Here is a 26,153-nt window from a genome sequence, read left to right as displayed (position 1 = left end):
GTAAGGAGAAAATACCTTGGCAATGCTCTGAAAGACATGCGTCATCCCTATTCTCAGCCTCGTCTGTACTCTCTTCGGGACAATCTTCCAGACCTGTCCGGGCTGTTTTTGCCGCTCGAAGGGTACAGGGAGATTTTTGTTCGTGGTTGTCAGTTGACAACCATAGGAATACTGCGGAGACTGGAGGCTATGGATGGCTCGTGCATCTCACCCAAAGAAAGAAATCGAAATGGCCCTGCGTCACGCTGAAGAGCGAGGCTGGCGGATAGAAGTCGGCGGTAGTCACGCCTGGGGGAAGATCTACTGTCCTTTCAGGCATGACCTGTGTCGCTGTGGCGAATTCTGTATCACCAGTGTGTGCAGTACGCCGAGGAATCCTTTCAACCACGCGAGGGCACTGCGGCGAGTGGTCGATAACTGTACGACGCAGCAGGTGATTGACGGGACGTCGGCACCTCGACTCAAGGAGTAATTCAATGGACTACATTTTTACCCTCAAGTATCAATTAGCACAGGGCGATAGCGATCCTGACGTATTGATCGAACGGTTGTACGCCGAAGGATGCGATGACGCGCTGGTCGGTGTCGGATTGCCCGGCCGCCTGGCACTGGCGTTCACCCGCGAGGCCGTGACTGCCGAAGCGGCGTTGTTGAGCGCGCTGGTGGATGTCAAGCGCATCATCCCTGACGCTCGTCTGGTGGAGGTTGCACCCGACTTCGTCGGCCTGACGGACATTGCCGACATCGTCGGCGTTTCGCGGCAGAACATGCGCAAACTCATGCTCACTCATGGCAACAGTTTCCCGTTGGCCGTGCATGAGGGCAAGGCATCGGTCTGGCACCTGGCTGAGGTGCTGAGCTGGCTGGATGCCAAGGGCGGCTACCTCCTAGAGCAACCGGTAATCGATGTCGCCCGTATCGCGCAAAGCGTCAATCTCGTCAAGGAATCGCGCCGGGCTGTTGCCCTGGGCGCCGAGTGGCAGGCCCTGGTTTGACTTCACCCTTTCAGCGCCGTGCCACATCCGAAAAGTAGAACTTGTCCAGGGTATGCCGTGATTCGGTGTACTCGAACTGTCTGCCATCCTGCAAAAACGTCTGGTTGCTGACCACGATCACATGGCTCTGGCCATCCAGGTCCAGGTGTTGCTGGTCGTCCTTGCTGCGAGGCACCGCTTCGATGGTGCGCTGGGCATAGGCGATTTGCAGTTGCAGGGTCTGCTCGATGAAGGCGTAGATCGAGTGCTCGGCGATGTCGCGGGACAGGCCGGGAATCACGCCGCTGACGAAATGGTTGATGTCGAGGATCACCCGTTTGCCGTCGATGCGTCGCACGCGCTTGATCCGGGTGATCAGGCTGCCTTCTTCTGCCTGGATGTGTTCCAGCAGAGCGCCTTCGAGGGGAATCTGGCTGAATTCGACCACCTCGGTGCTGACGTCGTTGCCCAACCGCGGGTAGGTCTCCTGGAAGCTGACGATGCCACCGAGCTGAAATTCGATCGGGTTGGTCGACAGCACGAAGGTGCCTTTGCCGTGGATCTTCTGGGCGAAACCGCGTTCCTGAAGTTGTTCGATGGCCTTGCGCACGGTGCCGCGACTGGCCTGGTAGCTGTCCATCAGTTCGGTTTCGGAAGGCAGGCGTGCGCCGCGTTCCAGACGTTCGGTCGTGATACTGGCAAGCAGATCGCTGTAGATCTGGTTGTATTTACTCATGGGGATGACTCTGTGCCGCAATGCTCAAGGTTTTGAACCTTAAGGGCGGGGTAGGGAATTGTCCATGCGGGTTTGGATTTCTTCCCATGCGAAGGTAGGAAATATCTCCACCTGCCGCTCGGATTAAACAAATTGTAACTCGTCTGTACGAGTTGTTGCTTTAACTCGTACAGACGAGTACTTTTCAGGTCGACGTGCTGCCAATAACAAAAAACTACAGCGGAAGATCAAGCATGAGCCACGACTATCCGAACATCGTCACCGAGCTGCTGCACAGCCTCGGCGGCAGCGACAACCTCGAGCAGGCCGCGCACTGTGTCACCCGGCTGCGCCTGGCCCTCAAGGACCCGAGCCTGGTCAACAGCGCCACGCTGAACCAGATTGACCTGGTCAAAGGTTCGTTCTTCACCGGTGGCCTGTTCCAGGTGGTCATCGGTCCCGGCGAGGTGGAAAAGGTCTACGCCGAGTTACGCCGTCAAACCGGTCTCGCGGCGTCAACCATCGCCGACGTCAAACAGAAAAGCGCCGACAAGATCAACGCCATGCAACGGCTGGTGCGGGTGTTTTCCGATGTGTTCATGCCGATTCTGCCGGCGCTGATCATTGCCGGCCTGCTGATGGGCATCAACAACCTGATCGGCGCCAGGGGCATGTTTATCGAAGGCCAGACCTTGCTGGACGCCTACCCAAAGCTTGACGGGCTCTGGAGCCTGATCAACCTGATGGCCAACACTTCGTTCGTGTTCCTGCCGGCGCTGGTGGGCTGGTCGGCGGCCAAGCGGTTCGGCGGCAGCGAAATCCTCGGCATCGTGCTCGGCCTGATGCTGGTTCACCCGGATCTGCTCAACGCCTGGAACTACGGCAAGGCGGTGGCCGGGCTGGAAGGGCAGAGCCTGCCGTACTTCGACATCCTCGGCCTGTTCCAGATCGAGAAGGTCGGTTACCAAGGGCAGATCCTGCCGATCCTGCTGGCCGCCTACGTGATGAGCGTCATCGAGAAATGGCTGCGGGCGCGGGTGCCGAACGCGGTGCAATTGCTGGTGGTGCCGATCACCACCATCGTCGTCACCGGCGTGCTGGCCCTGGCCGTGATCGGCCCGGTGACGCGACACCTGGGCATCCTTATCACCGAAGGCGTGGTCATGCTGTTCGACCTGGCACCGATGGTCGGCGGGACGATCTTCGGTCTGCTCTACGCGCCGCTGGTGATCACCGGCATGCATCACATGTTTCTCGCGGTCGACTTGCAACTTATCTCCACCCAGGGCGGTACGTTCATCTGGCCGATGATCGTCATGTCCAACCTCGCCCAGGGCAGCGCGGCACTGGCGGTGTTCTACATGACCCGTAATGTGCGGGACAAGAGCATGGCCTCGACCTCGGCCATTTCCGCTTACTTCGGCATCACCGAGCCGGCCATGTTCGGGGTCAACCTGCGCTACAAGTTCCCGTTCTACGCCGCGCTGATCGGCTCGGCCCTTGGGTGCATCTTCCTGTCGCTGAACAAGGTCCAGGCCTCGGCCATCGGCGTTGGGGGCTTGCCGGGTTTTATCTCGATCATTCCGCAGTTCATTCCGATGTTCGTGATCGGGATGGTGATTGCCGTGGTCGTGCCGTTTGTTCTGACCTGCGGGTTGAGCATGAAAATCGTTCGGCCGGGATACAGGGTCGCCTGACAGATCGCATCCACGGTTCGTGCCACATTCAAGAAGGAATAGCGCCATGCAAGACTGGCAACGTTCGGTGATCTACCAGATCTACCCGAAAAGCTTTCACAGCCACGCCGGCAACCCCACGGGTGATTTGCTCGGTGTCGTGGCCAAGCTCGACTACCTGCACTGGCTGGGCGTCGATTGCCTGTGGATCACACCGTTCCTGCGTTCGCCCCAGCGCGACAACGGTTACGACATCAGTGATTACTACGCCATCGATCCGAGCTACGGGACCATGGCCGATTGCGAGTTGCTGATCGCCGAGGCTGGCAAGCGCGGGATCAAGCTGATGCTCGATATCGTGGTCAACCACACCTCCATCGAGCACAGCTGGTTCCAGCAGGCCCGCAGCAGCCTAGACAACCCGTACCGCGACTTCTATATCTGGCGCGACCAGCCGAACAAGTGGGAATCCAAGTTCGGTGGTTCGGCCTGGGAATACGAGGCGCAGACCGGTCAGTACTTCCTGCACCTGTTCGACCACACCCAGGCCGACCTGAACTGGGATAACCCCAAGGTGCGCGCCGAAGTCTTCAAGATGATGCGTTTCTGGCGGGACAAGGGCGTGGGCGGATTCCGTCTGGACGTGATCAACCTGATCTCGAAACCGGCGGATTTTCCTGACGACGACAGCGACGGTCGACGTTTCTATACCGACGGCCCGAACGTCCATGAATACCTGCAGCAAATGCACCGCGAAGTGTTCGAAGGCCATGAGCTGATCAACGTCGGCGAGATGTCGTCCACCAGCCTGGAACACTGCATTCGTTACTCGCGGCCGGAGTCGAAAGAACTGTCGATGACCTTCAACTTCCATCACCTGAAGGTCGATTACCCGAACCTGCAGAAATGGATTCGCGCCGACTACGACTTCCTCGAACTCAAGCGCATCCTCTCCGACTGGCAGACCGGCATGCAGGCTGGTGGTGGCTGGAATGCGCTGTTCTGGTGCAATCACGACCAGCCACGGGTGGTCTCGCGCTTTGGCCATGACGGCGAATATCGGGTGATGTCGGCGAAAATGCTCGGCACCGCGCTGCATTTCCTCCAGGGCACGCCATTCGTGTACCAGGGTGAGGAATTGGGCATGACCAATCCGGGTTTCGATCACATCGATCAGTACCGCGATGTCGAGACGCTGAATATCTTCCGGCTCAAGCGCGAGGCGGGCGCCAGTGATGCCGACAACATGGCGGCGATCATGCAGAAGTCCCGGGACAACGGTCGTACGCCGATGCACTGGAACGCCGAGCCGAACGCGGGCTTCAGTGCTGCCGAGCCCTGGATCGGCGTGCCGGCCAACTCGGCACAGATCAATGTCGCCACCCAACTCGATGACCCGGATTCCGTGCTGCATCACTACCGTCAGCTGATCGCCTTGCGTCGTACCGAAGTGCTGATGTCCGACGGTGTATACCGGCAATTGCTGCCTGAACATACACAACTCTGGGTGTATGTGCGTGAAGGCCAAGGCGAACGTTTGCTGGTCCTGAACAACTTCTACGGCACGCCATGCGAAGTCCTGTTGCCGGAAGAAGTGATCAGCGAGGCGATGGCCCAACGTCTGGTCATCAGCAACTACCCGGACTGTCCGCCGCGAAACCGGCAGGTCTCTTTGCGGCCTTATGAGTCGCTGGTTTTGCACTTGACCGACTGACCGAGCACTAAAAAACACCGGTTTAAAAAACACGCAGAACGCTGCGCGGGGGATTTTTGCGCGCCGATTTTGTGGCTGCACACAATAAAAATAATGGGGTGCTTCTTGAAAACAACAATAAATCGCAGTCTTGCGCTCGCGAGTGTATGCCTGGCATTGCCACTGTCGGTGCAGGCCCTGGAGTTTGGCGGTTACTTGCGCAGCGGCGTCGGTACGTCGGTCAACAGCAGTTCCCAATCATGTTTCCAGTTACCGGGTGCCCAAACCAAATATCGTTTGGGCAACGAATGTGAACAGTATGGGGAGCTGGAGTTGCGTCAGGATCTATTCACTCTGGACGACGGTTCGGTGCTCAGCGTCGACGGCATGGCCTCTCTGTATAACAAGTACGACCGCCGCCTGACATTCAAGGGGGATACCGGTTCGGTGCGCATGCCGCAGTTATATGCGCAGTGGTCGAACATGCCCGGCCTCAACGGTGGTTCGCTGTGGGCCGGTCGGCGTTATTACAAACGGAACGATATCCATATTTCCGATTTCTACTACTGGAACCAGAGCGCCACCGGCGGCGGTATCGAGGACGTGTTGATCGGCGATCTGAAATACAGCTACGCCTTCTCGCGCAAGGACAACCTGTACCAGAAGGACTACATCAACCGCCACGATTTCAATGTCGCCGGCTTCGACACCAACCCCGGTGGAGCACTGGAGTTTGGCTTGAGCTACATCGATAAACCTGACAGTCGCGATGCACACCGTGGCTGGGCAATCGCCACCCAGCATGTGCAGCAAGGTTTTCTGGGTGGCAAGAACAAACTGGCCTTCCAGTACGGTGAAGGCCCGGGCACCGGGTTGGGCTATACCGGTAACGTGAAGCTGGACGACAGCAACAAAAGCTACCGTGTGGTGGAGTTCTTCGACTGGCAGGTGACGCCGCGGTTTGGCGGTCAGGTCCAGGCGGTTTACCAGAAAGACAAGCGTGCGCACGGCAGGGATCAGAACTGGATGTCCCTCGGTGTGCGTCCGGCCTATGCGCTCACCGAGCAGTTCAAACTGGTGACGGAACTGGGGCACGATCAGGTAGATGCCACGGGCGGCACGCGCAAACTGAGCAAATTCACCTTCGCCCCGACCTGGTCGCCCAAGGGGCCGGAATTCTGGGCGCGGCCCGAAGTGCGTGTGTATTACACCTATGCCAGCTGGAACCAGGCGGCCAAACGGGCAGCCAATGAGCTGGCAAAGGGGTCGGCGTTGTCGGACACCGGCGCCTTTGGCACGGCGCGACACGGTGCGAATGTCGGGTTGCAGGTCGAATACTGGTGGGACTGAACGCCGAATAACCGTGTAGGCGCTGCCGCAGGCTGCGATCTTTTGGCGTTATCAGGGGCGCTTAAGATCAAAAGATCGCAGCCTTCGGCAGCTCCTACCCCGGGTGCCGCGAGATCGTGAGTGTCCTTTTATAAAGAACAAAACAGCAGGTGACGTCATGGCCACACCCCAACAATTGCAGCTGCTGGCACCTTTGTCCGGCGTGCTGATGCCGCTGGACCAAGTGCCGGACCCGGTATTCTCGAGCCGCGTGATCGGCGACGGTCTGTGCATCGATCCGACCTCGCAGACCCTGTGCGCACCCATGGCCGGCGTGGTCAGCAATGTGCAGGGCAGCGGGCACGCCGTCGGCATCACCGACGACAATGGCGTACAGGTGTTGATGCACATCGGGCTCGACACCGTGAACCTGGCCGGCAAGGGTTTCACCCGGTTGGTGGAGGAAGGTCAACGGATTGAGGCGGGGCAGGCGCTGATCGAGTTCGATGCCGATTACATCGCCTCGAACGCCCGCAGTTTGTTGACCTTGATGCTGGTGGTCAGTGGCGAGCCCTTCACCTGGTTAGCGCCGCAGACGGGTGTGGTGGAAGGTGGCCAGCCGCTGCTGAGCCTGCGTCCCGACGAGCAGACAGCCGATGAGCCGGTGCCGGAAGAAGGCGAGGCGCTGTTCTCCGAGCCCGTGACTCTGGCCAACCCGAACGGCTTGCACGCCCGTCCCGCCGCCGTGTTCGCCCAGGCTGCCAAAGGTTTTTCGGCGAGTATTTACCTGCACAAACAGCAGGAGAGCGCCAACGCCAAATCCCTGGTGGCGATCATGGCGATGCAGACGGCTTTTGGCGACATCGTTCAAGTCAGTGCGGCGGGCCGGGATGCGCAAGAGGCGATCAGTACGCTGGCGGCATTGCTGACCGGGGGCTGTGGGGAAACCGTGGTGGCGCCAGCGCCAATCGAAACCCTCGAGCCTTCATCGTTGAAGGTATTGCGCGGCGTGTGTGCGTCACCGGGTTCGGCCTTTGGTCAGGTGGTGCAGGTCGCAGAGCAGACGCTGGAGGTCAGCGAGCCCGGCATCGGTGCGCAGGTTGAGCGCGAGCATCTTTCCCTGGCCTTGGCTGAGGCAAATCGGGCCTTGCAGCAATTGCGTGACCAGGCCACCGGGGAGGCTCAGGCAGAGATCTTCAAGGCCCATCAGGAACTGCTCGAAGACCCGAGTCTGCTGGATCAGGCCGATGCGCTGATCAGCGACGGCAAGAGCGCGGCGTTTGCCTGGCGCGCAGCGACCGAGGCGACGGCAGCCTTGTTCAAGGGCCTGGGCAGTGCGTTGCTGGCCGAACGGGCGGCGGACCTGACGGATGTCGGCCAGCGGGTGTTGAAGCTGATCCTCGGCGTGCAGGATCAAGCGATCGAGCTGCCCGAAGGGGCGATCCTGATCGCCGATCAACTGACGCCGTCCCAGACCGCCGGGCTCGATACCCGCAAGGTCCTGGGGTTTGCCACGGTCGGTGGCGGTGCCACCAGTCACGTCGCGATTCTCGCACGGGCTGCCGGTTTGCCGGCGATCTGCGGATTGCCCGCCCAGGTACTGGCGTTGAGGAACGGCAGCCTGGTGTTGCTCGACGCCGACAAGGGCGAGCTGCACCTGGACCCGGAACTGGCGGCCATCGAGCAACTGCGGGTCGATCGTCAGCGCCAGGAGCAACGTCATCAGCATGTCCTGGCACACGCCACGCTGGCCGCCTGCACCCGTGATGGTCATCACGTCGAAGTCACGGCCAACGTCGCTTCGCTGGGCGAGACCGAGCAGGCCCTGACCCTGGGCGGCGAGGGCGTCGGCCTGTTGCGTTCGGAGTTTCTGTATCTGGATCGCAACCACGCGCCGAGCCATGAAGAACAGGCCGGCACTTACAGCGCTATCGCGCGTGCCCTGGGGCCATCACGCAGTCTGGTGGTGCGCACGCTGGATGTCGGCGGCGACAAACCTCTGGCCTACGTACCGATGGACAGCGAAACCAACCCGTTCCTCGGCATGCGCGGCATTCGCCTTTGCCTGGAGCGCCCGCAGCTGTTGCGCGACCAGTTCAAGGCCATTCTGAGCTGCGCCGGGTTGGCTCAGCTGCACATCATGCTGCCGATGGTCACGCAGCTGTCGGAGCTACGACTGGCCCGCAAGCTGCTGGAGGAAGAGGCACTGGCATTGGGTCTCGACGAACTGCCGAAACTGGGGATCATGATCGAAGTGCCGGCTGCGGCACTGATGGCCGACCTGTTTGCGCCGCAGGTGGACTTCTTCTCGATCGGTACCAATGATCTGACCCAATACACGCTGGCCATGGACCGCGATCACCCACGCCTGGCCGCTCAGGCCGATAGCTTCCATCCGTCGGTGCTGCGCCTGATCGCCAGTACCGTCAAGGCCGCCCATGCCCACGGCAAATGGGTCGGTGTGTGCGGGGCCATGGCGTCCGAGACCCTGGCGGTGCCGTTATTGCTGGGCCTTGGGGTGGATGAACTGTCGGTGAGCGTGCCGTTGATTCCGGCGATCAAGGCCGCGGTTCGCGAAGTGGACCTGATGGATTGCCAGGCCATCGCCCAGCAGGTGCTGGGACTGGACAGCGCCGAGCAGGTGCGCGAGGCACTGCGGTTGTACCACGAGGCGACGGTCGATATTTCACGGGTTCTGGAGAACGGAAATGTTTGAGAAAATGCAGCGGGCGTTCTGGAAGGCGTTGACCCCGGACCTGGTGGTGGATGAGCCGAAGGTGGTTGCGCCGCCGGTTGCCGGGTTGGCGGCAAACGTGGTGGCGGCGTTGGGCGGAGTGGATAACCTCAAGTCGCAGAAGGCCGTGGCGCTGACCCGGGTTCGGGTGGAATTGCGGGATGTGGGGCGGCTGGATCGGCAGGCTTTGACGGCGGCGGGGATACCGGGGCTGATGACGCTGGACGGCGGTGTTGTGCATCTGATCACCGGCCTCAAGCCATAACCAATCTCCTGTGGCGAGGGAGCTTGCTCCCGCTGGGTCGCGAAGCGGCCCTAAAACTACTACTACATTCCATCTGACACACCGCGCTGGATCGTTTTACGACTGCTACGCAGCCGAGCGGGAGCAAGCTCCCTCGCCACAGGGTGATGTGCGGCCCTTGGTCACCCTTACTGTTTCTCATCTGCAGGTGTATCGTATTCGCCTTTTACAGGCCCCGCGCCTGTCGCTGATACGTGAGGTAGTTGAGTTCATGTCCTTTACCCGTCGCCAAATCCTCGGTGGCCTGGCCGGTCTTGTTGTCGTTGGCGTCGGAGCGGGGGGCGCGTCGCGGTACTGGCTGGGCAAAATGGCCGACGCCGACGCGGGCCACGACTATGAGCTGATCGCGGCACCGCTGGACGTCGAGCTGGTGGCCGGGCACACAACCCAAGCCTGGGCATTCGGTCCGTCGGCGCCGGGCACCGAGTTGCGCGTGCGTCAGGGTGAATGGCTGCGGGTGCGTTTCATCAACCACCTGCCGGTCGCGACCACCATCCACTGGCACGGCATCCGCCTGCCGCTGGAAATGGACGGCGTGCCCTACGTGTCGCAGCTTCCAGTGTTGCCGGGTGAATACTTCGACTATAAATTCCGCGTGCCCGACGCCGGCAGCTACTGGTATCACCCGCATGTGAACAGCAGTGAAGAACTCGGTCGCGGCCTGGTCGGCCCACTGATTATCGAAGAGCGCGAGCCCACCGGATTCAAATACGAAAAGACCTTGAGCCTCAAGAGCTGGCATGTCGATGAAGAGGGCGCCTTTGTTGCGTTCAGCATTCCTCGTGAAGCGGCCCGTGGCGGCACGGCAGGGCGCCTGTCGACGATCAATGGCGTGTCGCAAGCGGTGATCGATTTGCCTGCCGGGCAGATCACCCGGGTACGCCTGCTCAATCTCGATAACACCCTGACTTACCGCCTCAACATCCCGGGCGTCGAAGCGCAGATCTACGCGCTGGACGGTAATCCCATCGAGCCGCGGCCACTGGGCAAGGAATACTGGCTCGGCCCCGGCATGCGCATTTGCCTGGCGATCAAGGCACCGCCAGCCGGTGAGGAGCTTTCCCTGCGCAACGGCCCGGTACGCCTGGGCACGTTGCGCTCGGTGGCGAACATCGATGCACCGACCGCGTGGCCACCGGCGCTGCCCGCCAACCCGGTGGCCGAGCCGGACCTGGCCAATGCCGAGAAACTCAACTTCAATTTCGAATGGGTGGGTTCGGTGTCGGTGAACGTCGACAATGGCAGGCCGCCGAGCCTGTGGCAGATCAACGGCAAGGCCTGGGACATTACGGACAAGACCTGCGCCGATCGCCCGATTGCCACGCTTGAAAAGGGCAAGAGCTACATTTTCGAATTGAAGAACATGACTCAGTATCAACATCCGATTCACCTGCACGGCATGAGCTTCAAGGTCATCGCCTCGAACCGGCACAAGGTGATTCCGTACTTCACCGACACCTACCTGCTGGGCAAGAACGAACGCGCCCAGGTGGCGCTGGTGGCGGATAATCCGGGGGTGTGGATGTTCCATTGCCATGTGATCGATCATATGGAAACCGGCCTGATGGCCGCCATAGAGGTGGCGTGATGCGTCAGATTCGTCCCGTGGCGATCATTGATCGCAGCCGTGATCGTGATTTTATGCGTGAAGCCCTGGCGCTCGCCGCCCAAGGCGCAGCGCTGGGCGAAGTGCCGGTGGGCGCGGTGCTGGTACAGGACGGCGAGATCATCGGTCGCGGTTTCAACTGCCCGATCAGCGGCAACGACCCCAGCGCCCACGCCGAGATGGTCGCGATCCGCGCCGCCGCCCAGGCCGCGAGCAACTACCGTTTGCCGGGCAGCACGCTCTACGTGACGCTTGAACCGTGCAGCATGTGCGCCGGTCTGATCGTGCATTCGCGGATTGCACGGGTGGTGTATGGCGCTTTAGAGCCGAAAGCCGGAATTGTGCAGAGCCAGGGGCAGTTTTTTACCCAGGGCTTTTTGAATCACCGGGTTCTGTTTGAAGGCGGGGTGTTGGCGGAGGAGTGCGGGGCGGCCCTAAGCGAGTTCTTCAAGGCCCGAAGAGCCAAACCAGCAGACTAACACCGAGCCCTTGTAGGAGCGAGCTTGCTCGCGATGGACGTGAACGATGACGCGTCCTGTCTGGTTTACCGCGCCACCTTCAAGTTCATCGCGAGCAAGCTCGCTCCTACAGGGGATCTCCAGTGGGGCGGAAATTGGGTTTTACTTGCGGGCGACGATTACAGCCCGCATCGGCGCCGGCAAGCCTTCAATCGTCTTGCTGTGGTCTTGCGGATCCAGGAAGTCGCTCAGCGACTGATACTTCATCCATTGCGTCCCACGCTGTTCCTCAACGCTGGTTGTGCTGACGTCCACACAGCGAACATCGCTGAACCCTGCACGCCGCAACCACAACTCCAGCGCCGGCACCGACGGCAGGAACCACACATTACGCATCTGCGCGTACCGGTCTTCCGGTACCAGCACCTGCTGCCGATCGCCCTCGATCACCAGCGTCTCCAGTACCAGTTCACCGCCTTTGACCAGGCAATCCTTCAACGCCAGCAAGTGTTCGATCGGCGAGCGGCGGTGATAGAACACACCCATGGAAAACACCGTGTCGAACCCTTCAAGATTCGGCGGCAGATCTTCGAACGGGAACGGCAAGTGCCACGCATTCGGCTCGGCCAAGTAACGCTGCACCGCCTGGAACTGGCAGAAGAACAGCCAGTTGGGGTCGACGCCAATCACGCTGGCGGCACCGGCGCCGAGCATGCGCCACATGTAATAACCGTTGCCGCAGCCGACATCGAGGATGCGTTTGCCCTTCAAGTCCAGGTGTGGTGCAACCCGCGACCATTTCCAGTCCGAACGCCATTCGGTGTCGACGTGCACGCCAAACAGATCGAACGGCCCTTTGCGCCACGGCGACAACCCCATCAACGCAGTGCGCATCTGCACGCGGGTCTCAACGTCGCAATCGGTGTCCAGCTTCAAGCCGTTCAACAAGTCGACTTCGCTCGGCTGGATCTTCGGCAAGGCGTCCAGCGCACTCTGCCAACGCTCCAGGTCGCCATGACCCTTTTCCATTTTCTTGTCGAGTTGCGCCTGCAGGGTGTTGGCCCAGTCAGCCAGCGGGGTACCGGCCAGTCGGCGGGCGAGGGGGGACAGATCGATCATGGCAAGGCAATCAACGAGGCAAAGTTAAGACACTGGAACCATGGCACGACTTTCGAGAACCCGGCCGCCAGCAGGCGCTCGCGGTGTTCTTCGAGGCTGTCGGGCTTCATGACGTTTTCGATGGCGCTGCGCTTCTGGGCGATTTCCAGTTCGCTGTAGCCGTTGGCGCGTTTGAAGGCCACATGCAGGTCGGTGAGCAGCGCGTGTTCTTCGGGATCGTTGAAACGCAGCTTTTCCGAAAGGATCAGCGCGCCGCCGGGCAGCAGCGCCTGGCGGATGCGCGACAGCAACGCGCTGCGCTGCTCCGGGGCGATGAATTGCAGGGTGAAATTCAGCGCCACCACCGAGGCTGGCTGGAATTGCAGGGCGAGGATGTCGCCTTCGATCACTTCGACGGGCAGCAGCTCTTGGAACATCGAGTCCTGGCCGTTGAGATACTCGCGGCAGCGTTCGACCATCGCCGCGGAGTTATCCACAGCGATCACCCGGCAACCGTCGGTGCGCACATGGCGGCGCAAGGCCTGGGTCACGGCACCGAGGGACGAGCCCAGGTCGTAGAGCACGCTGTTGGGCTGTGCGAACTGCGCGGCCAGCACGCCGAGGTTTTCAACGATGGTCGGATAACCCGGCACCGAGCGCTTGATCATGTCCGGGAACACCCGCACCACGTCCTCATTGAAGGCGAAGTCAGGCACCTGGGCCAAAGGCTGGGCGAAAAGGCGATCGGGGTCTTTACTCACGGCGGTTCCAGCGGCTTGGGTGGAAAAGGCCGGCATTTTAGCCAAATTGACGGGGGGATGCGCGGGTTGTCTGATAAACCGCAAAATCAAAAGATCGCAGCCTGCGGCAGCTCCTACACTGCGGGTACAACCACAATTATGCGGATGTACCTGATCCCTGTAGGAGCTGCCGAAGGCTGCGATCTTTTAAACGGTTGAACGCGGTTTGTGAGTGAACGCCGAGGCTGTGATTGCCCATTGCCCCAGCCAATAGCTGAGGATAATGACGTATGGCGCGGCATGGAACGGCGCGACAAAACGATCGATGCCAATCACGCTGTCCGAGAACACAAACGCTACCGCGCCCGCCGCCGCCAGCAGCGCCGAGCGTTTGGGCACGTCGCTGCCGAGTCGAGCCAGCGCCCTCCAGAGCATTGCAGTGATGGCCAAGCCATAGATGATCACCGGGATCAGCAATGCCCCCAGCCCGTGAGCAATCAGCACCCCCAGCAGTGCTGCACCGACGATCAGGGCCAGGATCAGCGGCACTGCCGCCAACCGCCGGCAATCGCTCAAGTAAGCTTTCAGATAAGTCAGGTGGGCCAGCAGAAACGCCCCGAGACCGAACACAAACAAATCCCCCGGCCACGCCAGCAGCACATCGCCGAGCAGGGAGAACATCAATCCAAGGCTGATCCAGCGTCGATACTCGCTGGGCACAGCGTCGTGCAGCCAGCCGAGCAAAGCCAATACCGGCAACGGCTTCACCAGCAGGCACAGCAAGGCGGCGTGCACGCTGAGGCCGTAGAGGAAGGTCACCGCCCCCATCAGCGCCAGAATCAGCCAGCCCACGGTCAGTTAACCGAGATGGCGCAATCGAAGGTTTCCACCGGCAACACTTCCGGTGCCCAAGGCTGCTGTGAGGTCAGGCGCAGGCGTCCGGTACCGTTGGCAAAGGCCTGGAAGCGCCAGGTCGAGACCCCGGCAGCGCCGACGACGCCGGCATCTTCCGGATTGCTGTAAACCTCAGGGCCCAGTGCACGCAACACGCCACCGGCGGAGTCCTGGATTGCCCAGCGATAACCCGTGGTCGGGTTGCTGGGCAGGCTTAGAATCAGGGTCTGCCCGTTGTGCAGTTTCGCCGGGCATGCGCCTTGTTTTTCCACGGTCACGTTTTTTGCAGGTTGCGTGGCGCAAGCGGTCAGCAAGGCGAGGGCGAGGGGGACCAACAGGCGGGTGGGGGACATAGGGCAGCGGCTCCAGCATTCACGACGAACGGCGAGCATAGCTGAAGATGAGACAAATTGTGACCAGAGCTCTGGAGACGACTTGTGTGGGCGTCTGAGGCTCTGGTAGTAAGATAGACATCGTTTAGCTGGTGAAGTGGATATCACCTTCAATAATTAACGGAATTTCCAGTGTGTACGGTTGTTTTATGTTGGCTTTTTTATAGAGGGTCGTGAGAGATGATTCATTTGTTGAAGGGTGTGTTTTAGAGTTGAGTGGGTGCCTGTAATATGAAATTTCCCTTCAATGCTGTTCTCGGTGTCGTCGACAAACTTCAAGTCGAAACTTAATCGGTAGTTTTCAGTCGATTGGTCGAGGTCGGCATTGAACGTTCCGCTATAGGCGGACATATCTCCTTTGCTCATCAAGTAATTAACGCTGAATAATTCTCCGCCAGGCTTAAACTGTTTTTCTCCACTCGAAGTGGTTTTTTCAATAAGCAAGTAAAAAACCTCTTGGTCCGGCTGTCCTAGGTTTACAATGCTTTCGAAGTGCAGGTGGCGGCCGTCGTGTTTCGCAATAACCTGGGTGCTGTTGAATATTACGATGTTGTTGCGTTTTGCCAAGAAATAACCGACGGACTTTGTTTGGTTGCGAGGCGGCATATTGTTTCACCTTACGATAGAAAATTTCTCGAAATGAGACTGTAACGAAAGGTGCGGCTGTTTTCATACTGTCATTTCTGTCAGGTTTTTATACGAAGTCGCGATAAAAAATCTGTTCTATAGGCACATATGAGTCATGCACTTTATTATGCGACAGTTTTGCGTTCAAACCCGCTCCAAAGGGCTCTCATAGATCCCTGTGGGAGCGGGCTTGCCCGCGATGGCGATCGTATAGGCGCTACATCTCTGTCAGAACAGAATCTTCGCCACATCCGCAAAACGCTTGGCGAAATGCACGGTAATCCCTTCCTTCAGATAGTCCGGCAGTTCTTCAAAGCTGCCACGATTCGGCTCCGGCAGGATCAGCTCAAAAATCTTCTGGCGCCGCGCCGCAATCACTTTCTCGCGCACCCCGCCAATCGGCAGGACATGCCCGGTCAGCGTCAACTCGCCGGTCATGGCCACGCCTTTCTTCGGCGGTTGATTACGGGCCAGGGACAGCAGGGCACTGGCCATGGTCACGCCGGCACTCGGGCCATCTTTGGGCGTAGCGCCTTCCGGAACGTGCAGGTGGACGAAGGCCTCGTCGAAGAACTTCGGATCACCGCCAAACGACTTCAGGTTGGAGCTGACGTAGCTATAGGCGATTTCCGCCGACTCTTTCATCACGTCGCCCAGTTGCCCGGTGAGCTTGAAGCCACGGTTGAGCGTGTGAATGCGCGTGGCTTCAATCGGCAAGGTCGCGCCGCCCATGCTGGTCCAGGCCAGGCCCGTGATAACGCCGGTGCCTGACAGCACCTGCTCGTTGCGGAACACCGGATGGCCGAGGGAGGCTTCGAGGTCCTTGGGAGCAATTTTGATCACCGCTTTCGGCTCGTCGATCAACTTCACTACCGCCTTGCGCACCAGTTTGCCCAGTTGCTTTTCCAACTGGCGCACCCCGGCTTCACGGGCGTAGCCGTCGATCAAGGCTTTCAACGCGCTGTCGCTGATGGCCAGGCTGCCTTTGGACACACCGGCTTTCTCAAGCTGCTTGGGCCACAGGTGACGCTTGGCGATGGCGATCTTTTCTTCGGTGATATAGCCCGACAGGCGGATCACTTCCATCCGGTCCAGCAACGGGCCGGGGATCGAGTCCAAGGTGTTGGCGGTGCAGATGAACAGCACTTTCGACAGGTCCAGACGCAGGTCCAGGTAGTGGTCGAGGAATTCGACGTTCTGTTCCGGGTCGAGGGTTTCCAGGAGTGCCGAGGCCGGGTCGCCTTGGTAGCTCTGGCCCATCTTGTCGATCTCGTCGAGCATGATCACCGGGTTCATCACTTCGACGTCTTTCAACGCATGGACGAGTTTGCCCGGCTGCGCGCCGATGTAGGTGCGGCGATGGCCCTTGATTTCGGCCTCGTCGCGCATGCCGCCGAGGCTGAAGCGGTAGAACGGCCGGCCCAGGGATTCGGCGATGGATTTGCCGACGCTGGTCTTGCCCACGCCAGGCGGACCCACCAGCAGCACGATGGAACCGCTGATCTCGCCCTTATAGGCACCGACTGCGAGGAATTCGAGGATGCGATCCTTGATGTCGTCGAGGCCGGCGTGGTGTTTGTCCAGCACCTTGCGCGCGTGCTTGAGGTCGAGTTTGTCTTCGCCGTACACGCCCCACGGCACTGAGGTCGCCCAGTCGAGGTAGTTGCGGGTGACGGCATACTCGGGCGAACCGGTCTCGAGGATCGACAGCTTGTTCATTTCCTCGTCGATGCGTTTCTGCGCCTGGGCCGGCAACACTTTGCCTTCCAGACGTTGCTCGAACTGTTCGACGTCGGCACTGCGATCGTCCTTGGTCAGGCCCAGCTCTTGCTGAATGACCTTCAACTGTTCCTTGAGGAAGAACTCACGCTGATGTTCGCCGATCTTGCGGTTAACCTCGGCGGAAATCTCTTTCTGCAGGCGTGCGACTTCGACTTCCTTGCGCAGCATCGGCAGGACTTTTTCCATGCGCTTGAGCATCGGCACGCAGTCGAGCACTTCTTGCAGCTCGCTGCCGGTGGCCGAGGTCAGGGCGGCGGCGAAGTCGGTCAGCGGCGACGGGTCGTTGGGGCTGAAGCGATTGAGGTAGTTCTTCAGCTCTTCGCTGTACAGCGGGTTGAGCGGCAGCAGCTCCTTGATCGCGTTGATCAGCGCCATGCCGTAGGCCTTGACCTCGTCGGTCGGCTCGGTGGGCTGGTGCGGGTATTCGACTTCCACCAGGTACGGCGGGCGATGGTGCTTGAGCCAGGTCTTGAGACGTACGCGCGTCAGGCCCTGGGCGACGAATTGCAGTTTGCCGTTTTCGCGGCTGGCGTGGTGCACCTTGACCAGCGTGCCGTAGAGCGGCAAGGCCGAGGTGTCGAAGTGACGCGGGTCTTCCTGGGGCGTGTCCATGTAGAACAGGGCCAGGCAGTGGTGGTCGGATTTGCTCACCAGATCCAGGGTTTCAGCCCAGGGTTCCTCATTGACGATGACCGGCAGTACCTGGGCCGGGAAGAACGGGCGGTTGTGGATCGGGATGATGTAGACCTTGTCCGGCAGATTCTGCCCTGGCAGGGCGAGGCCTTTGCCGGTGGAATGATGTTCAACGTTCTCCGGGTCGGCGTATTCGCTGGGGTTTTCAGGGAATTCTTGCTGGTCGCTCATGGGGCACCTGCGCAATGGACTATGGGTCTTAGATGGGGCAGGTGGGGGGTGGTTTCAATGGTCGCAGTTAATTCAAGGTATTGGAGTGTGCAGGACGCGTCCGATTATTGCGCAATACGCAGCGCTTAATTGTGGCGAGGGAGCTTGCTCCCGCTGGACGGCGTAGCCGTCCCGTTTTTTTGGGTCGCTTCGCAACCCAGCGGGAGCAAGCTCCCTCGCCACAGACCACGGTGTTTACCGGGGAGGATCGATTTGATCGAGAACGCGGTTCGCCGTGATCTCCGCGAGCATGATGCTGTTTGAAATACCCAGCAGGGCATTACGCGACCCACCGTCCAGGTGGTCCACCAGGTGATGGACCATCACATCGACCGAGGCCAGCGTCTCGACCAGATAAACCACGAGGGTTTCGGTCGTGGCCGCTGGGTCCACTGTGAACAGGGTGCTGGGCGTGCGCGGGGTGGCTTTGATGTCGGCCATAGACGGGAAATGGACATCGAGGGCGTGTTCGGCGGCATCGTTGGGTTTGTTTGAGTCGGCGGATTCGCAGGGGGAAACGGCGTCGGTTTCGGGGGGATTCGCGGTTTGTTTGAACATGGTGAAACTCCAAGTAGGTAATGGAGCTGCCACTGATCGCCGCGACGCAATCAAAGGTGGCAGCTGTGCGCAGGTTCGCGGACCGAGCCACTTGGAAAACCCGGCATACCCGAAGGTATCCCACGCACAGCCACCATAAGGCCAAACGACAAGCATTGAAGGATTGTCGGTTGGGGCGGGTGATTATGCACCAAGTAAGCTAATTCGGGCCGCGACGCCCGATCGCTGATGTGCAGCGACTTCCAAAGCCTATCCTCCCGACTTCCGACACGACAACCGATAGGGCATGTCGGAATCCTCTCTGGCATCCGCTAATTCTGTAGGACGTACGCAAATTTTTTCAGGCCGACTCGATCAAAATGTGGGAGCGAGCTTGCTCGCGATAGCGGTGTATCAGTCGACATCATTGTTGAATGTTAGATTGTCATCGCGAGCAAGCTCGCTCCCACAGGGACTTGGGGGTGTGGCGGGGATTGCATCAGACACAAAAAAGGCGACCCCCTCACGGGAGTCGCCTTTGATTTGACTGCCGCTAAAACTTACTCGGACAGTTTGTACGCAATCACATAGTCACCCTGCTTGGTGCCCAGCGACCCGTGACCGCCGGCAACCACAAGCACATATTGCTTGCCGTCCTTGCCGGTGTAGGTCATCGGCGTGGTTTGCGCGCCGGCGGGCAGGCGGCCTTCCCACAGTTGCTTGCCGTTTTTCACGTCGTAAGCACGCAGGTACTGGTCAAGCGTACCGCTGAGGAAGCCCACGCCACCGGCGGTGGTGAAGGTCCCGCCCAGGCTTGGGACGCCCATGCTCAGGGGGATCGGAACCGGCGCGCTGTCGCGCACGGTGCCGTTCTTGTGCTTCCAGATGGTTTTGCTGGTGGTCAGGTCGATCGCGGCTACGTAACCCCAGGCCGGTGCCTGGCACGGCAGGCCCATGGGCGACAGCAGTGCTTCCAGGACCACGCCATACGGCGCGCCTTTGTTCGGCTGCACGCCTTCGGTTTCGCTTTTACGCGGGCCTTGGGCGGCGATTTCAGTCGCCGGGATCATGGTCGATTTGAACGCCATGTAGCTAGGGTTCACAAAGGCGATCTGACGTACCGGGTCAACCGAGATACCGCCCCAGTCGAACACGCCGAAGTTGCCTGGGTAAACGATCGAACCCTGCAGCGATGGCGGGGTGAACGGGCCGTCGTAGCGCATGGATTTGAAGTCGATCCGGCAGATCAGTTGGTCGAACGGGGTGACGCCCCACATGTCGCGCTCTTGCAGCGGTGGCGGCATCAGGTTCAGCTCGGACTTCGGCTGGGTCGGCGAGGTATGGTCACCCTCGACAGCACCTTGTGGCACCGGTACTTCGTTGATCGGCACGATGGCCTTGCCGGTGCTGCGGTCCAGCACGTAGATGCTGCCTTGCTTGGTGGACGCCAGTACTGCCGGCTTCACGCCCTCGGCGGTTTTCAGGTCCATCAGGGTTGGCTGGCCACCGACGTCCATGTCCCACAGGTCATGGTGGGTGAACTGCATGTGCCAGCGCACCTGGCCGGTCGCGATATCGAGGGCGGTCAGGCCCGCGGCGTGCAGTTCCGATTCAGGCGTACGATCGCCACCGAACTGGTCCGGGGTCTGGTTGCCCATCGGCAGGTAGAGCATGCCGAGCTTTTCGTCGACGGCGAACATGGACCACATGTTCGGCGAGTTGCGGGTGTAGACCTCATCTGCGGCAATCGGCGTGGTGTCGTCCGGGTTGCCGCTGTCCCAATTCCACACCAGCTTGCCGGTGTGCACGTCGAACGCGCGGATCACGCCGCTGGGCTCGTCGGTGGAGACGTTGTCGGTGACGTGGCCGCCAATCACCACCAGATCCTTGGTGACCGCAGGCGGCGAGGTGGAATAGTAACCGCCGGCGGTGAAGCCGCCGATGTTGGCGCGCAGATCGACCTGGCCTTTGTCGCCGAAGTCTTCGCACATCTTGCCGGTGTCGGCGTCGAGGGCGATCAGGCGGGTATCGGCGGTTGGCAGGAAGATGCGACGTGGGCAGACGGTGCTGACGGGCGTCGTGCTGGCCGTGCCGGTCGGGCTCTGCTCGGAGGCGTAGACGGCGTCATCGTGATAGGTCACGCCACGGCAGGTCATGTGCGCCCAACCCTTGAAGTTCTGCGCGTTTTGCGTGGAGAGCTTCGGATCGAAACGCCAGATTTCCTTGCCGGTGTCCGGGTCCAGGGCGATCACCTGGCTGTGCGGCGTGCACACGTAGAGCATGCCGTTGACTTTCAGCGGGGTGTTTTCGGCAGTGGTTTCGCCCGGGTCGTTCGGCCCTGGCAGGTCGCCGGTACGATAGGTCCAGGCCGGTACCAGTTTGTTCACGTTCTGCGGGGTGATCTGGGCCAGTGGCGAGTAACGATCGCCGTGGGCGCTGCGGCCATAGGAGTTCCAGTCACCGTCGGGCATGGCCGGGGCGGTGTTGGTCATGCCCGGCACGCTGTCGCGGTCCAGTTGGCCTTTGATTTCACCGGGGTTGGTGAACTGGCTGGCCAGTGCCGCAACGCCCGCCAGCACCACGGCCACGCTCAGCGCGCCGGTGCCCATTGGCGCAGCGCCTGTGCGCAACAGCGGACGACGGAACCACGGCAGCAGCATGACGAGGCCCAGTGCAAACAGCATGGCCAGGCGCGGCACCAGTTGCCACCAGTCGAGGCCGACTTCCCACAAGGCCCACAGGGTGCTGGCGAACAGCACCAGTGCGTACAGGCCCAGGGCAGCGCGGCGCGCGGCAATCAGCAGCACGCCGGTCAGTGCCAGGCCGATACCGGCCAGCAGGTAATACAGCGAGCCGCCGAGCATGCTCAGCTTGATCCCCCCGGCCAGCATGGCCAGGCCCATTAGCAGAAGCAGGATGCCGAGCAGGCTCGGCAGCAGACGGCTTCGACTCAAAGCACCATCAGTGCTCATAGTGTGGTTCTCCGTGACGTTTTAAGTAATCCCGCGCAAGTTCACTGTAGATGACGATCCTGTGCGGGCAGGGTTCATATGAAAATGGTTCGGTTGAATGGGGCCCCCTGTAGGAGCTGGCTTGCCAGCGAAAGCGGTGTATCAGCTGACATCTGCGCCGGCTGACACGCCGCCTTCGCTGGCAAGCCAGCTCCTACAGGGTTGCGGTGTGTCAGTTGAAATCTGTGCTGGCTGACACGCCGCCTTCGCTGGCAAGCCAGCTCCTACAGGGGGGTGGTGTTGGTTAGAACGACGACTGGATCTTGATCCCGCCAATCAGCGCGTCATCGACCTGGTCCACGCCACCGGGGTGGCGGATGTATTGCAGGTTCGGGCGCACGGTCAGCCAGTTCGTGACGTGCACGCCGTAATAGAGTTCGGCGCTGTATTCGGTGTCTTGCGGCGGCAGGAACGACGGGTCGTCGTAATCGGATACCGCGCGAGCCTGATTGGTCGCCTCGGCGTTCTTGCGATAGGCCGGGTTGACGTGAACTCGAGCGACGGCAAAACCGATGTCGTCCCTGGTGCGGGCATCGAACAGGCCTTTGTAGACGACACCAGCCTGGACATAGTTGTCGATGGCATTGGTCTTCTTGTCATGCATCGTGCCGTTGGCGAACACGCTCAAGCCGCGGGAGTGGTCGCTGGCGCGGCTGGTCAGTTGCTGTTGCACGCCGAGCCACACGCCATGCTTGCTTGACGCGCTGCGGTAAGCCTCGCCGCTCAGGGCAGCCGGCTGGCCATTGCTGTCCTTGTAGGCATCGGTCGCGTTGGCGTTGCTGTAGTAATAACCGGCGCGGTATTCACCCGGCAGGCCATTGAGCTTTGGCGACCACACCAGCTCCACGGGCAAGATCGCACCCTGGGTGCCACTGCCACTGAGCTTGAAACCATTATCGCGATCCAGGTTCGACGGGTTTTGCTCGTAAGCGCCGACTTGCGCGTAGAGCTCCGGTGTCAGGTGATATTTGACCCGCATCGCCCACTGGCTGACCGGCCAGTTGTACCAGATGCCCCCGACCCAGTTGCCGACCTGGGAGCCGCAGAACGCCAGGTTCTGGAAATCGCAGGGAAAGCTGTTGAAGTCCTCGCCTTCGCCGAAGCGGCCAACCTTGATGTCGAGCTTCTGGTCGAAGAATTTCTGCTGATACCACATCTGCGTCAGGCGCCAGGTCTGGCCACGGCCCCAGACTTCCTGGGCCGAGGTGAAGCCGCCGACCCGTGGGTCGTTGAGCCGGTCGTTGCTGATGTTGTTGCCATTGCGCTCGGTGATGGTCAGCTGAAATTCGGCATCGTCCCAACCGAGGATCTTCTGCAGGTCCAGGTGGGTGCCGAAGCCGAACTGATCGCTGTAGCGGGCGGTGCGATCGTGGTCATAGCCGCCGTGCAGATTGCTGCCCATTTCACCGGTGTAATCGACTTTGAAGTCGTAGCCTTTTGCCGATAGCTCGGTGCGCGTGCCATTCCAGTCGCCGAGCATCCATGGCGAGTCACTGTCGAAAGCCGGGGCCGCATGGACGCAGGTCGCGAGGCTTAAAATGGCGAAACCGCCCATTATGTTCAGGGCTTTTCGACTGGCAACAGTCGTGCAGACAGCGCTGTCTCGCGAAGATTGAAAATAAGGCATAGAGAAGGAATTCTTGATCTTTTTCTGGGATGAACGGAAAGCAGCAGGGATGAAGCGGGCGGCAGAAGCGTTCCAGCTTGGCGGGTGTAAGGATAATGTCCTGTTACAAATAGAGAAAGGGCTTTTACTGACATGGATCCTTTCGGATTCGGTAACAGTCGGCGGATACACAAATCCAATATCCACCGAAGATACCCTGTAGGAGCTGGCTTGCCAGCGAAAGCGCCATGTCAGCCAGCACATATATCAACTGACACACCGCTTTCGCTGGCAAGCCAGCTCCTACAGGTTCGCCTACATTTATGAGATAGCGCACAGATCGCTTTCCCCGGATGAAGCCCTCGGCTAAGGTGCGCGGCTTCCAATTCCTACTTCGCTCGAAGGCCTGGCATGACCGAACAGAACAACAACCCGCTGCACGGCGTGACGCTCGAGCAGATCCTCAATGCCCTGGTTGAGCACTACGAATGGTCGGGGCTGGCCGAGCGCATCGATATCCGCTGCTTCAAGAGCGACCCGAGCATTAAGTCGAGCCTGACCTTTCTGCGCAAAACCCCGTGGGCGCGGGAGAAAGTCGAACGATTGTATGTGAAGTTGATGCGCACCAAGCGTCCGGTCTGAACATGGTCAGCCCGTCTGCCGCGCGGCGTCGCTTTGTGGCCGTGGCTGCCTTCCTCGGCTGGGCGGGATTGAGCATTCAGCTGTACCTGATTCTTTACCTGCGCTGGAGTATCGAAGCCAGCCTGCTCGGCGGGTTGGTGAGTTTCTTCAGCTATTTCACCGTACTGACCAACACGCTGGTGGCCACTGTGCTGACGTGTGAGCTGACGTCCCGCGAGTCGGCGGCGCGACGCTGGTTTTTGCAGCCGGGGGTGAGCAGTGCAGTTGCGGTGAGTATCGCCCTGGTCGGCCTGGGCTACAGCCTGTTGTTGCGCCATTTATGGCACCCCGAAGGCTGGCAGTTCCTGGCTGATGAGTTGATGCATGATGTGATGCCGCTGCTGTTTCTGGGCTGGTGGTGGTGCTGCGTGCCCAAAGGCACCTTGCGTCTACGGCACATCGCGTTGTGGTTGATCTATCCGCTGGTGTACTTCGCTTATGCGCTGCTGCGTGGGCATCTGCTGGCGGCTTATCCGTATCCGTTCGTTAATGTCGAGAAGCTGGGTTATCCACAGGTGTTTATCAATGCCGGTGGGTTGCTGGTGGGGTTTGTGGGGATTGGATTGTTGTTGATCGCGTTGGATCGATGGCAGGGGCGACTTGGCAGGGGGGCAGACCTGTAGCGATGCTGAAATCGCCTTCGCGGGCAAGCCCGCTCCCACAGGGTTATTAGGTGTGCACAGAATCTGTGAACTCCAGTGATAACCTGTGGGAGCGGGCTTGCCCGCGATAGGGCCCTAGAGGCTGTCATTCGTCAGAACTGTCATCCAGCCGCCAATAGCCCACCGCTTTGACGAACTGCTCGTCCAGCCCATGCTCATCCAGCAACACCCGGCGAATCTGCCGTGACACTTTGCTTTCGGTCGCCACCCAGGCGTACAGATTGCCACTGGGCACCTGCAATTCTTTCACAGTGGTCAGCAGGTTGTTCCTGCCGCCTTCACGCAATACCCAGATCACATTGACCTGCGCCGGGCTTTCGAGCATTTGCTGTTCGGCGCCGTTCTCCACTTCCACGATTACCAGCGCCCGGCGGTTGGCTGCCAGGCCCTCCAGGCGTCGAGCGATGGCGGGCAGGGCGGTCTCGTCGCCGATCAGCAGGTAGCTGTCGAAGATGTCGGGCACGATCATCGAACCCCGTGGCCCGCCGATGTGCAGGAACTGGCCGGGTGTGGCCTGTTCGGCCCAAGTCGCGGCCGGGCCGTCACCGTGCAGCACGAAGTCGATGTCCAGTTCCAGCGTGTCGAGGTCATAGCGCCTTGGGGTGTAGTCGCGCATCGCTGGCATCGGGCCATTATCTTTGCCGGCACCCAGTACCAGGGTTTCCAGCGTCGCTTGTTCCGCTGCGTTCTGGGGAAAAAGCAGTTTGACGTGATCGTCCGTGCCGAGGCTGACGAAGCCTGCCAGCTCAGGGCCGCCCAAGGTAATCCGGCGCATCCGCGGGGTCAGGTCGACCACTCGCAGGACTTCCAGTCGACGGCGTTTGATTTCGTGCATGACGCGGTGAATGGCTTGGGTATCAACATCGGTCATTCGGCTTTCTCCTGTGCGGCTTGAACGGCGGGGCCGTCGACGATGGCTTTGGCGGTGTTGTTGAGCAGGTCGCGCACTCGCAGGATTTCCTCCGGACTCCAGCGACCATGATGCATTTGCAAGGCATGGCGCAGGTTGTGCACGGCTTCGTGAATTTCCGCCGGGCGATCATGGCCGCGCAACGAGCGCTTGCTGACTTCGATGCGCATGCGCACGCCGTCCAGGGCAATCACTTGCTCACTCAAGGACACGCGACCGGCGTCGGTCACGCTGTAGCGTTTTTTCCCGCCCTCGGCGTCGCCCTGAATCATTTCGCTTTCTTCCAGAAAGGTCAGGGTCGGGTAGATCACGCCGGGGCTGGGGCTGTAGGCGCCGTCGAACATGTTTTCAATCTGGCGGATCAGGTCATAGCCGTGGCAGGGCTGCTCGGCGATCAGCGCCAGCAGCAGCAATTTCAAATCGCCCGGGGCGAAGACCCGCGGGCCGCGCCCTCCGCGTTCGCGGCCGGGTCCCGGGCGTTTTTCGAAGCCGTCGCGGCCATCGTTATGGTCACGGTGCTGGGAATGATGGTCTCTCATTTTTGCTTGCTCTCGTCGTGTTTAGATACAACTTAAGATATATCTTAGCGAAAGAGCAAGACGTTTTTTGCTAGCGGCGGGCCTCTCTCGACGAGCGGTGGGGGCATTGAAACTGTGTAATGGCGCAGAAAGTACCTCTGCATGGCGGTGATTTTTTTCGAAATCAAGGATTTTGAATGACTTAAAGCAATTGCTCTAATAATAGTTGAGCTTTTATTCTAAAGTCCTTATAAGTCTAGTATCTATTACGCGAAATCCCTGTATGGTTTTTTAAGTAAATCT

Annotated in this window: 23 protein-coding genes; 11 read left to right on the top strand and 12 right to left on the bottom strand. The window is 60.1% G+C overall.

Annotated features, from left to right (window positions below; genetic code table 11):
- The first annotated feature begins 193 nt into the window (after nt 1–193).
- Nucleotides 194–472, top strand: coding sequence for a hypothetical protein (locus tag ACA062_RS27300; protein WP_128872684.1), 279 nt, complete (start codon nt 194–196; stop codon nt 470–472).
- A gap of 4 nt (nt 473–476) precedes the next feature.
- Nucleotides 477–995 carry a helix-turn-helix transcriptional regulator gene (locus ACA062_RS27295; RefSeq protein ID WP_497453818.1) on the top strand — a complete coding sequence of 173 codons (519 nt, stop codon included), beginning with the start codon at nt 477–479 and terminating at the stop codon, nt 993–995.
- 10 nt (nt 996–1,005) lie between these two features.
- Here the strand turns inward: ACA062_RS27295 and treR are convergent, their stop codons facing one another.
- The gene (gene treR, locus ACA062_RS27290; protein WP_497453817.1) at nt 1,006–1,710 is read right to left on the bottom strand and encodes a trehalose operon repressor; all 705 of its coding nucleotides are present in this window, start codon (nt 1,708–1,710) and stop codon (nt 1,006–1,008) included.
- 233 nt (nt 1,711–1,943) lie between these two features.
- Here treR and treP point away from each other — a divergent pair, with 233 nt between their 5' ends.
- The 7 genes from treP to tadA all read left to right on the top strand — a co-directional run bounded on the left by treP (nt 1,944) and on the right by tadA (nt 11,510).
- Complete coding sequence (gene treP / locus ACA062_RS27285) at nt 1,944–3,386, top strand: PTS system trehalose-specific EIIBC component (RefSeq protein ID WP_497453816.1); 1,443 nt, start codon at nt 1,944–1,946, stop codon at nt 3,384–3,386.
- 46 nt (nt 3,387–3,432) lie between these two features.
- Complete coding sequence (gene treC / locus ACA062_RS27280; protein WP_497453815.1) at nt 3,433–5,079, top strand: alpha,alpha-phosphotrehalase; 1,647 nt, start codon at nt 3,433–3,435, stop codon at nt 5,077–5,079.
- Nucleotides 5,080–5,184: 105 nt separating this feature from the next.
- Nucleotides 5,185–6,408: a maltoporin gene (locus ACA062_RS27275; RefSeq protein ID WP_497453814.1), complete on the top strand. Its 1,224-nt coding sequence runs from the start codon at nt 5,185–5,187 to the stop codon at nt 6,406–6,408.
- A gap of 157 nt (nt 6,409–6,565) precedes the next feature.
- Nucleotides 6,566–9,103, top strand: coding sequence for a phosphoenolpyruvate--protein phosphotransferase (gene ptsP, locus ACA062_RS27270; RefSeq protein ID WP_497453813.1), 2,538 nt, complete (start codon nt 6,566–6,568; stop codon nt 9,101–9,103).
- Nucleotides 9,096–9,386: a PTS sugar transporter subunit IIB gene (locus ACA062_RS27265; RefSeq protein ID WP_497453812.1), complete on the top strand. Its 291-nt coding sequence runs from the start codon at nt 9,096–9,098 to the stop codon at nt 9,384–9,386. Before ptsP ends, ACA062_RS27265 begins: the two co-directional genes overlap by 8 nt.
- Nucleotides 9,387–9,636: 250 nt before the next feature.
- Complete coding sequence (locus ACA062_RS27260) at nt 9,637–11,013, top strand: multicopper oxidase family protein (protein ID WP_497453811.1); 1,377 nt, start codon at nt 9,637–9,639, stop codon at nt 11,011–11,013.
- Nucleotides 11,013–11,510, top strand: a complete 498-nt coding sequence (gene tadA / locus ACA062_RS27255; RefSeq protein ID WP_154993364.1) for a tRNA adenosine(34) deaminase TadA — start codon at nt 11,013–11,015, stop codon at nt 11,508–11,510. Before ACA062_RS27260 ends, tadA begins: the two co-directional genes overlap by 1 nt.
- 141 nt (nt 11,511–11,651) lie before the next feature.
- Here the strand turns inward: tadA and cmoB are convergent, their stop codons facing one another.
- The 9 genes from cmoB to ACA062_RS27210 form a co-directional block, all read right to left on the bottom strand.
- A complete protein-coding gene (gene cmoB / locus ACA062_RS27250; RefSeq protein WP_497453810.1) occupies nt 11,652–12,608 on the bottom strand; it encodes a tRNA 5-methoxyuridine(34)/uridine 5-oxyacetic acid(34) synthase CmoB in 957 nt (318 codons plus the stop codon).
- A complete protein-coding gene (cmoA, locus tag ACA062_RS27245; RefSeq protein ID WP_497453809.1) occupies nt 12,605–13,384 on the bottom strand; it encodes a carboxy-S-adenosyl-L-methionine synthase CmoA in 780 nt (259 codons plus the stop codon). The genes cmoB and cmoA overlap by 4 nt, the downstream gene beginning before the upstream one ends.
- 150 nt (nt 13,385–13,534) lie before the next feature.
- Nucleotides 13,535–14,179, bottom strand: a complete 645-nt coding sequence (locus ACA062_RS27240; protein ID WP_497453808.1) for a lysoplasmalogenase — start codon at nt 14,177–14,179, stop codon at nt 13,535–13,537.
- A gap of 2 nt (nt 14,180–14,181) precedes the next feature.
- Entirely contained in the window at nt 14,182–14,574 is a 393-nt protein-coding gene (locus ACA062_RS27235) for a protease inhibitor I42 family protein (protein ID WP_497453807.1), read from the bottom strand.
- A 186-nt stretch (nt 14,575–14,760) separates the two neighbouring features.
- A complete protein-coding gene (locus tag ACA062_RS27230) occupies nt 14,761–15,219 on the bottom strand; it encodes a hypothetical protein (RefSeq protein WP_497453806.1) in 459 nt (152 codons plus the stop codon).
- A gap of 249 nt (nt 15,220–15,468) precedes the next feature.
- Nucleotides 15,469–17,886 (bottom strand): endopeptidase La, encoded by a 2,418-nt coding sequence (lon, locus tag ACA062_RS27225; protein ID WP_497453805.1) that lies wholly within the window; start codon nt 17,884–17,886, stop codon nt 15,469–15,471.
- Nucleotides 17,887–18,120: 234 nt separating this feature from the next.
- Nucleotides 18,121–18,483 carry a DUF6124 family protein gene (locus ACA062_RS27220; RefSeq protein WP_497453804.1) on the bottom strand — a complete coding sequence of 121 codons (363 nt, stop codon included), beginning with the start codon at nt 18,481–18,483 and terminating at the stop codon, nt 18,121–18,123.
- Between the two features lie 539 nt (nt 18,484–19,022).
- Entirely contained in the window at nt 19,023–21,434 is a 2,412-nt protein-coding gene (locus ACA062_RS27215) for a glucose/quinate/shikimate family membrane-bound PQQ-dependent dehydrogenase (RefSeq protein ID WP_497453803.1), read from the bottom strand.
- 283 nt (nt 21,435–21,717) lie between these two features.
- A complete protein-coding gene (locus ACA062_RS27210) occupies nt 21,718–23,100 on the bottom strand; it encodes a carbohydrate porin (RefSeq protein WP_497453802.1) in 1,383 nt (460 codons plus the stop codon).
- Between the two features lie 390 nt (nt 23,101–23,490).
- Here ACA062_RS27210 and ACA062_RS27205 point away from each other — a divergent pair, with 390 nt between their 5' ends.
- Both ACA062_RS27205 and ACA062_RS27200 read left to right on the top strand, forming a co-directional pair.
- A complete protein-coding gene (locus ACA062_RS27205) occupies nt 23,491–23,721 on the top strand; it encodes a VF530 family protein (RefSeq protein ID WP_007944895.1) in 231 nt (76 codons plus the stop codon).
- Between the two features lie 2 nt (nt 23,722–23,723).
- Nucleotides 23,724–24,383: a Pr6Pr family membrane protein gene (locus ACA062_RS27200; protein ID WP_497453801.1), complete on the top strand. Its 660-nt coding sequence runs from the start codon at nt 23,724–23,726 to the stop codon at nt 24,381–24,383.
- A 124-nt stretch (nt 24,384–24,507) separates the two neighbouring features.
- Here ACA062_RS27200 and ACA062_RS27195 read toward each other — a convergent pair whose 3' ends face one another.
- Complete coding sequence (locus tag ACA062_RS27195) at nt 24,508–25,293, bottom strand: siderophore-interacting protein (protein ID WP_497453800.1); 786 nt, start codon at nt 25,291–25,293, stop codon at nt 24,508–24,510.
- Nucleotides 25,290–25,871, bottom strand: coding sequence for a PadR family transcriptional regulator (locus tag ACA062_RS27190; protein ID WP_497453799.1), 582 nt, complete (start codon nt 25,869–25,871; stop codon nt 25,290–25,292). Before ACA062_RS27190 ends, ACA062_RS27195 begins: the two co-directional genes overlap by 4 nt.
- Nucleotides 25,872–26,153 lie beyond the last annotated feature (282 nt).

Source organism: Pseudomonas sp. LBUM1679, from assembly GCF_059695565.1.
The sequence above is the reverse complement of the archived record's forward strand: the minus strand, read 5'-3'. Positions and strand labels throughout refer to the sequence as shown.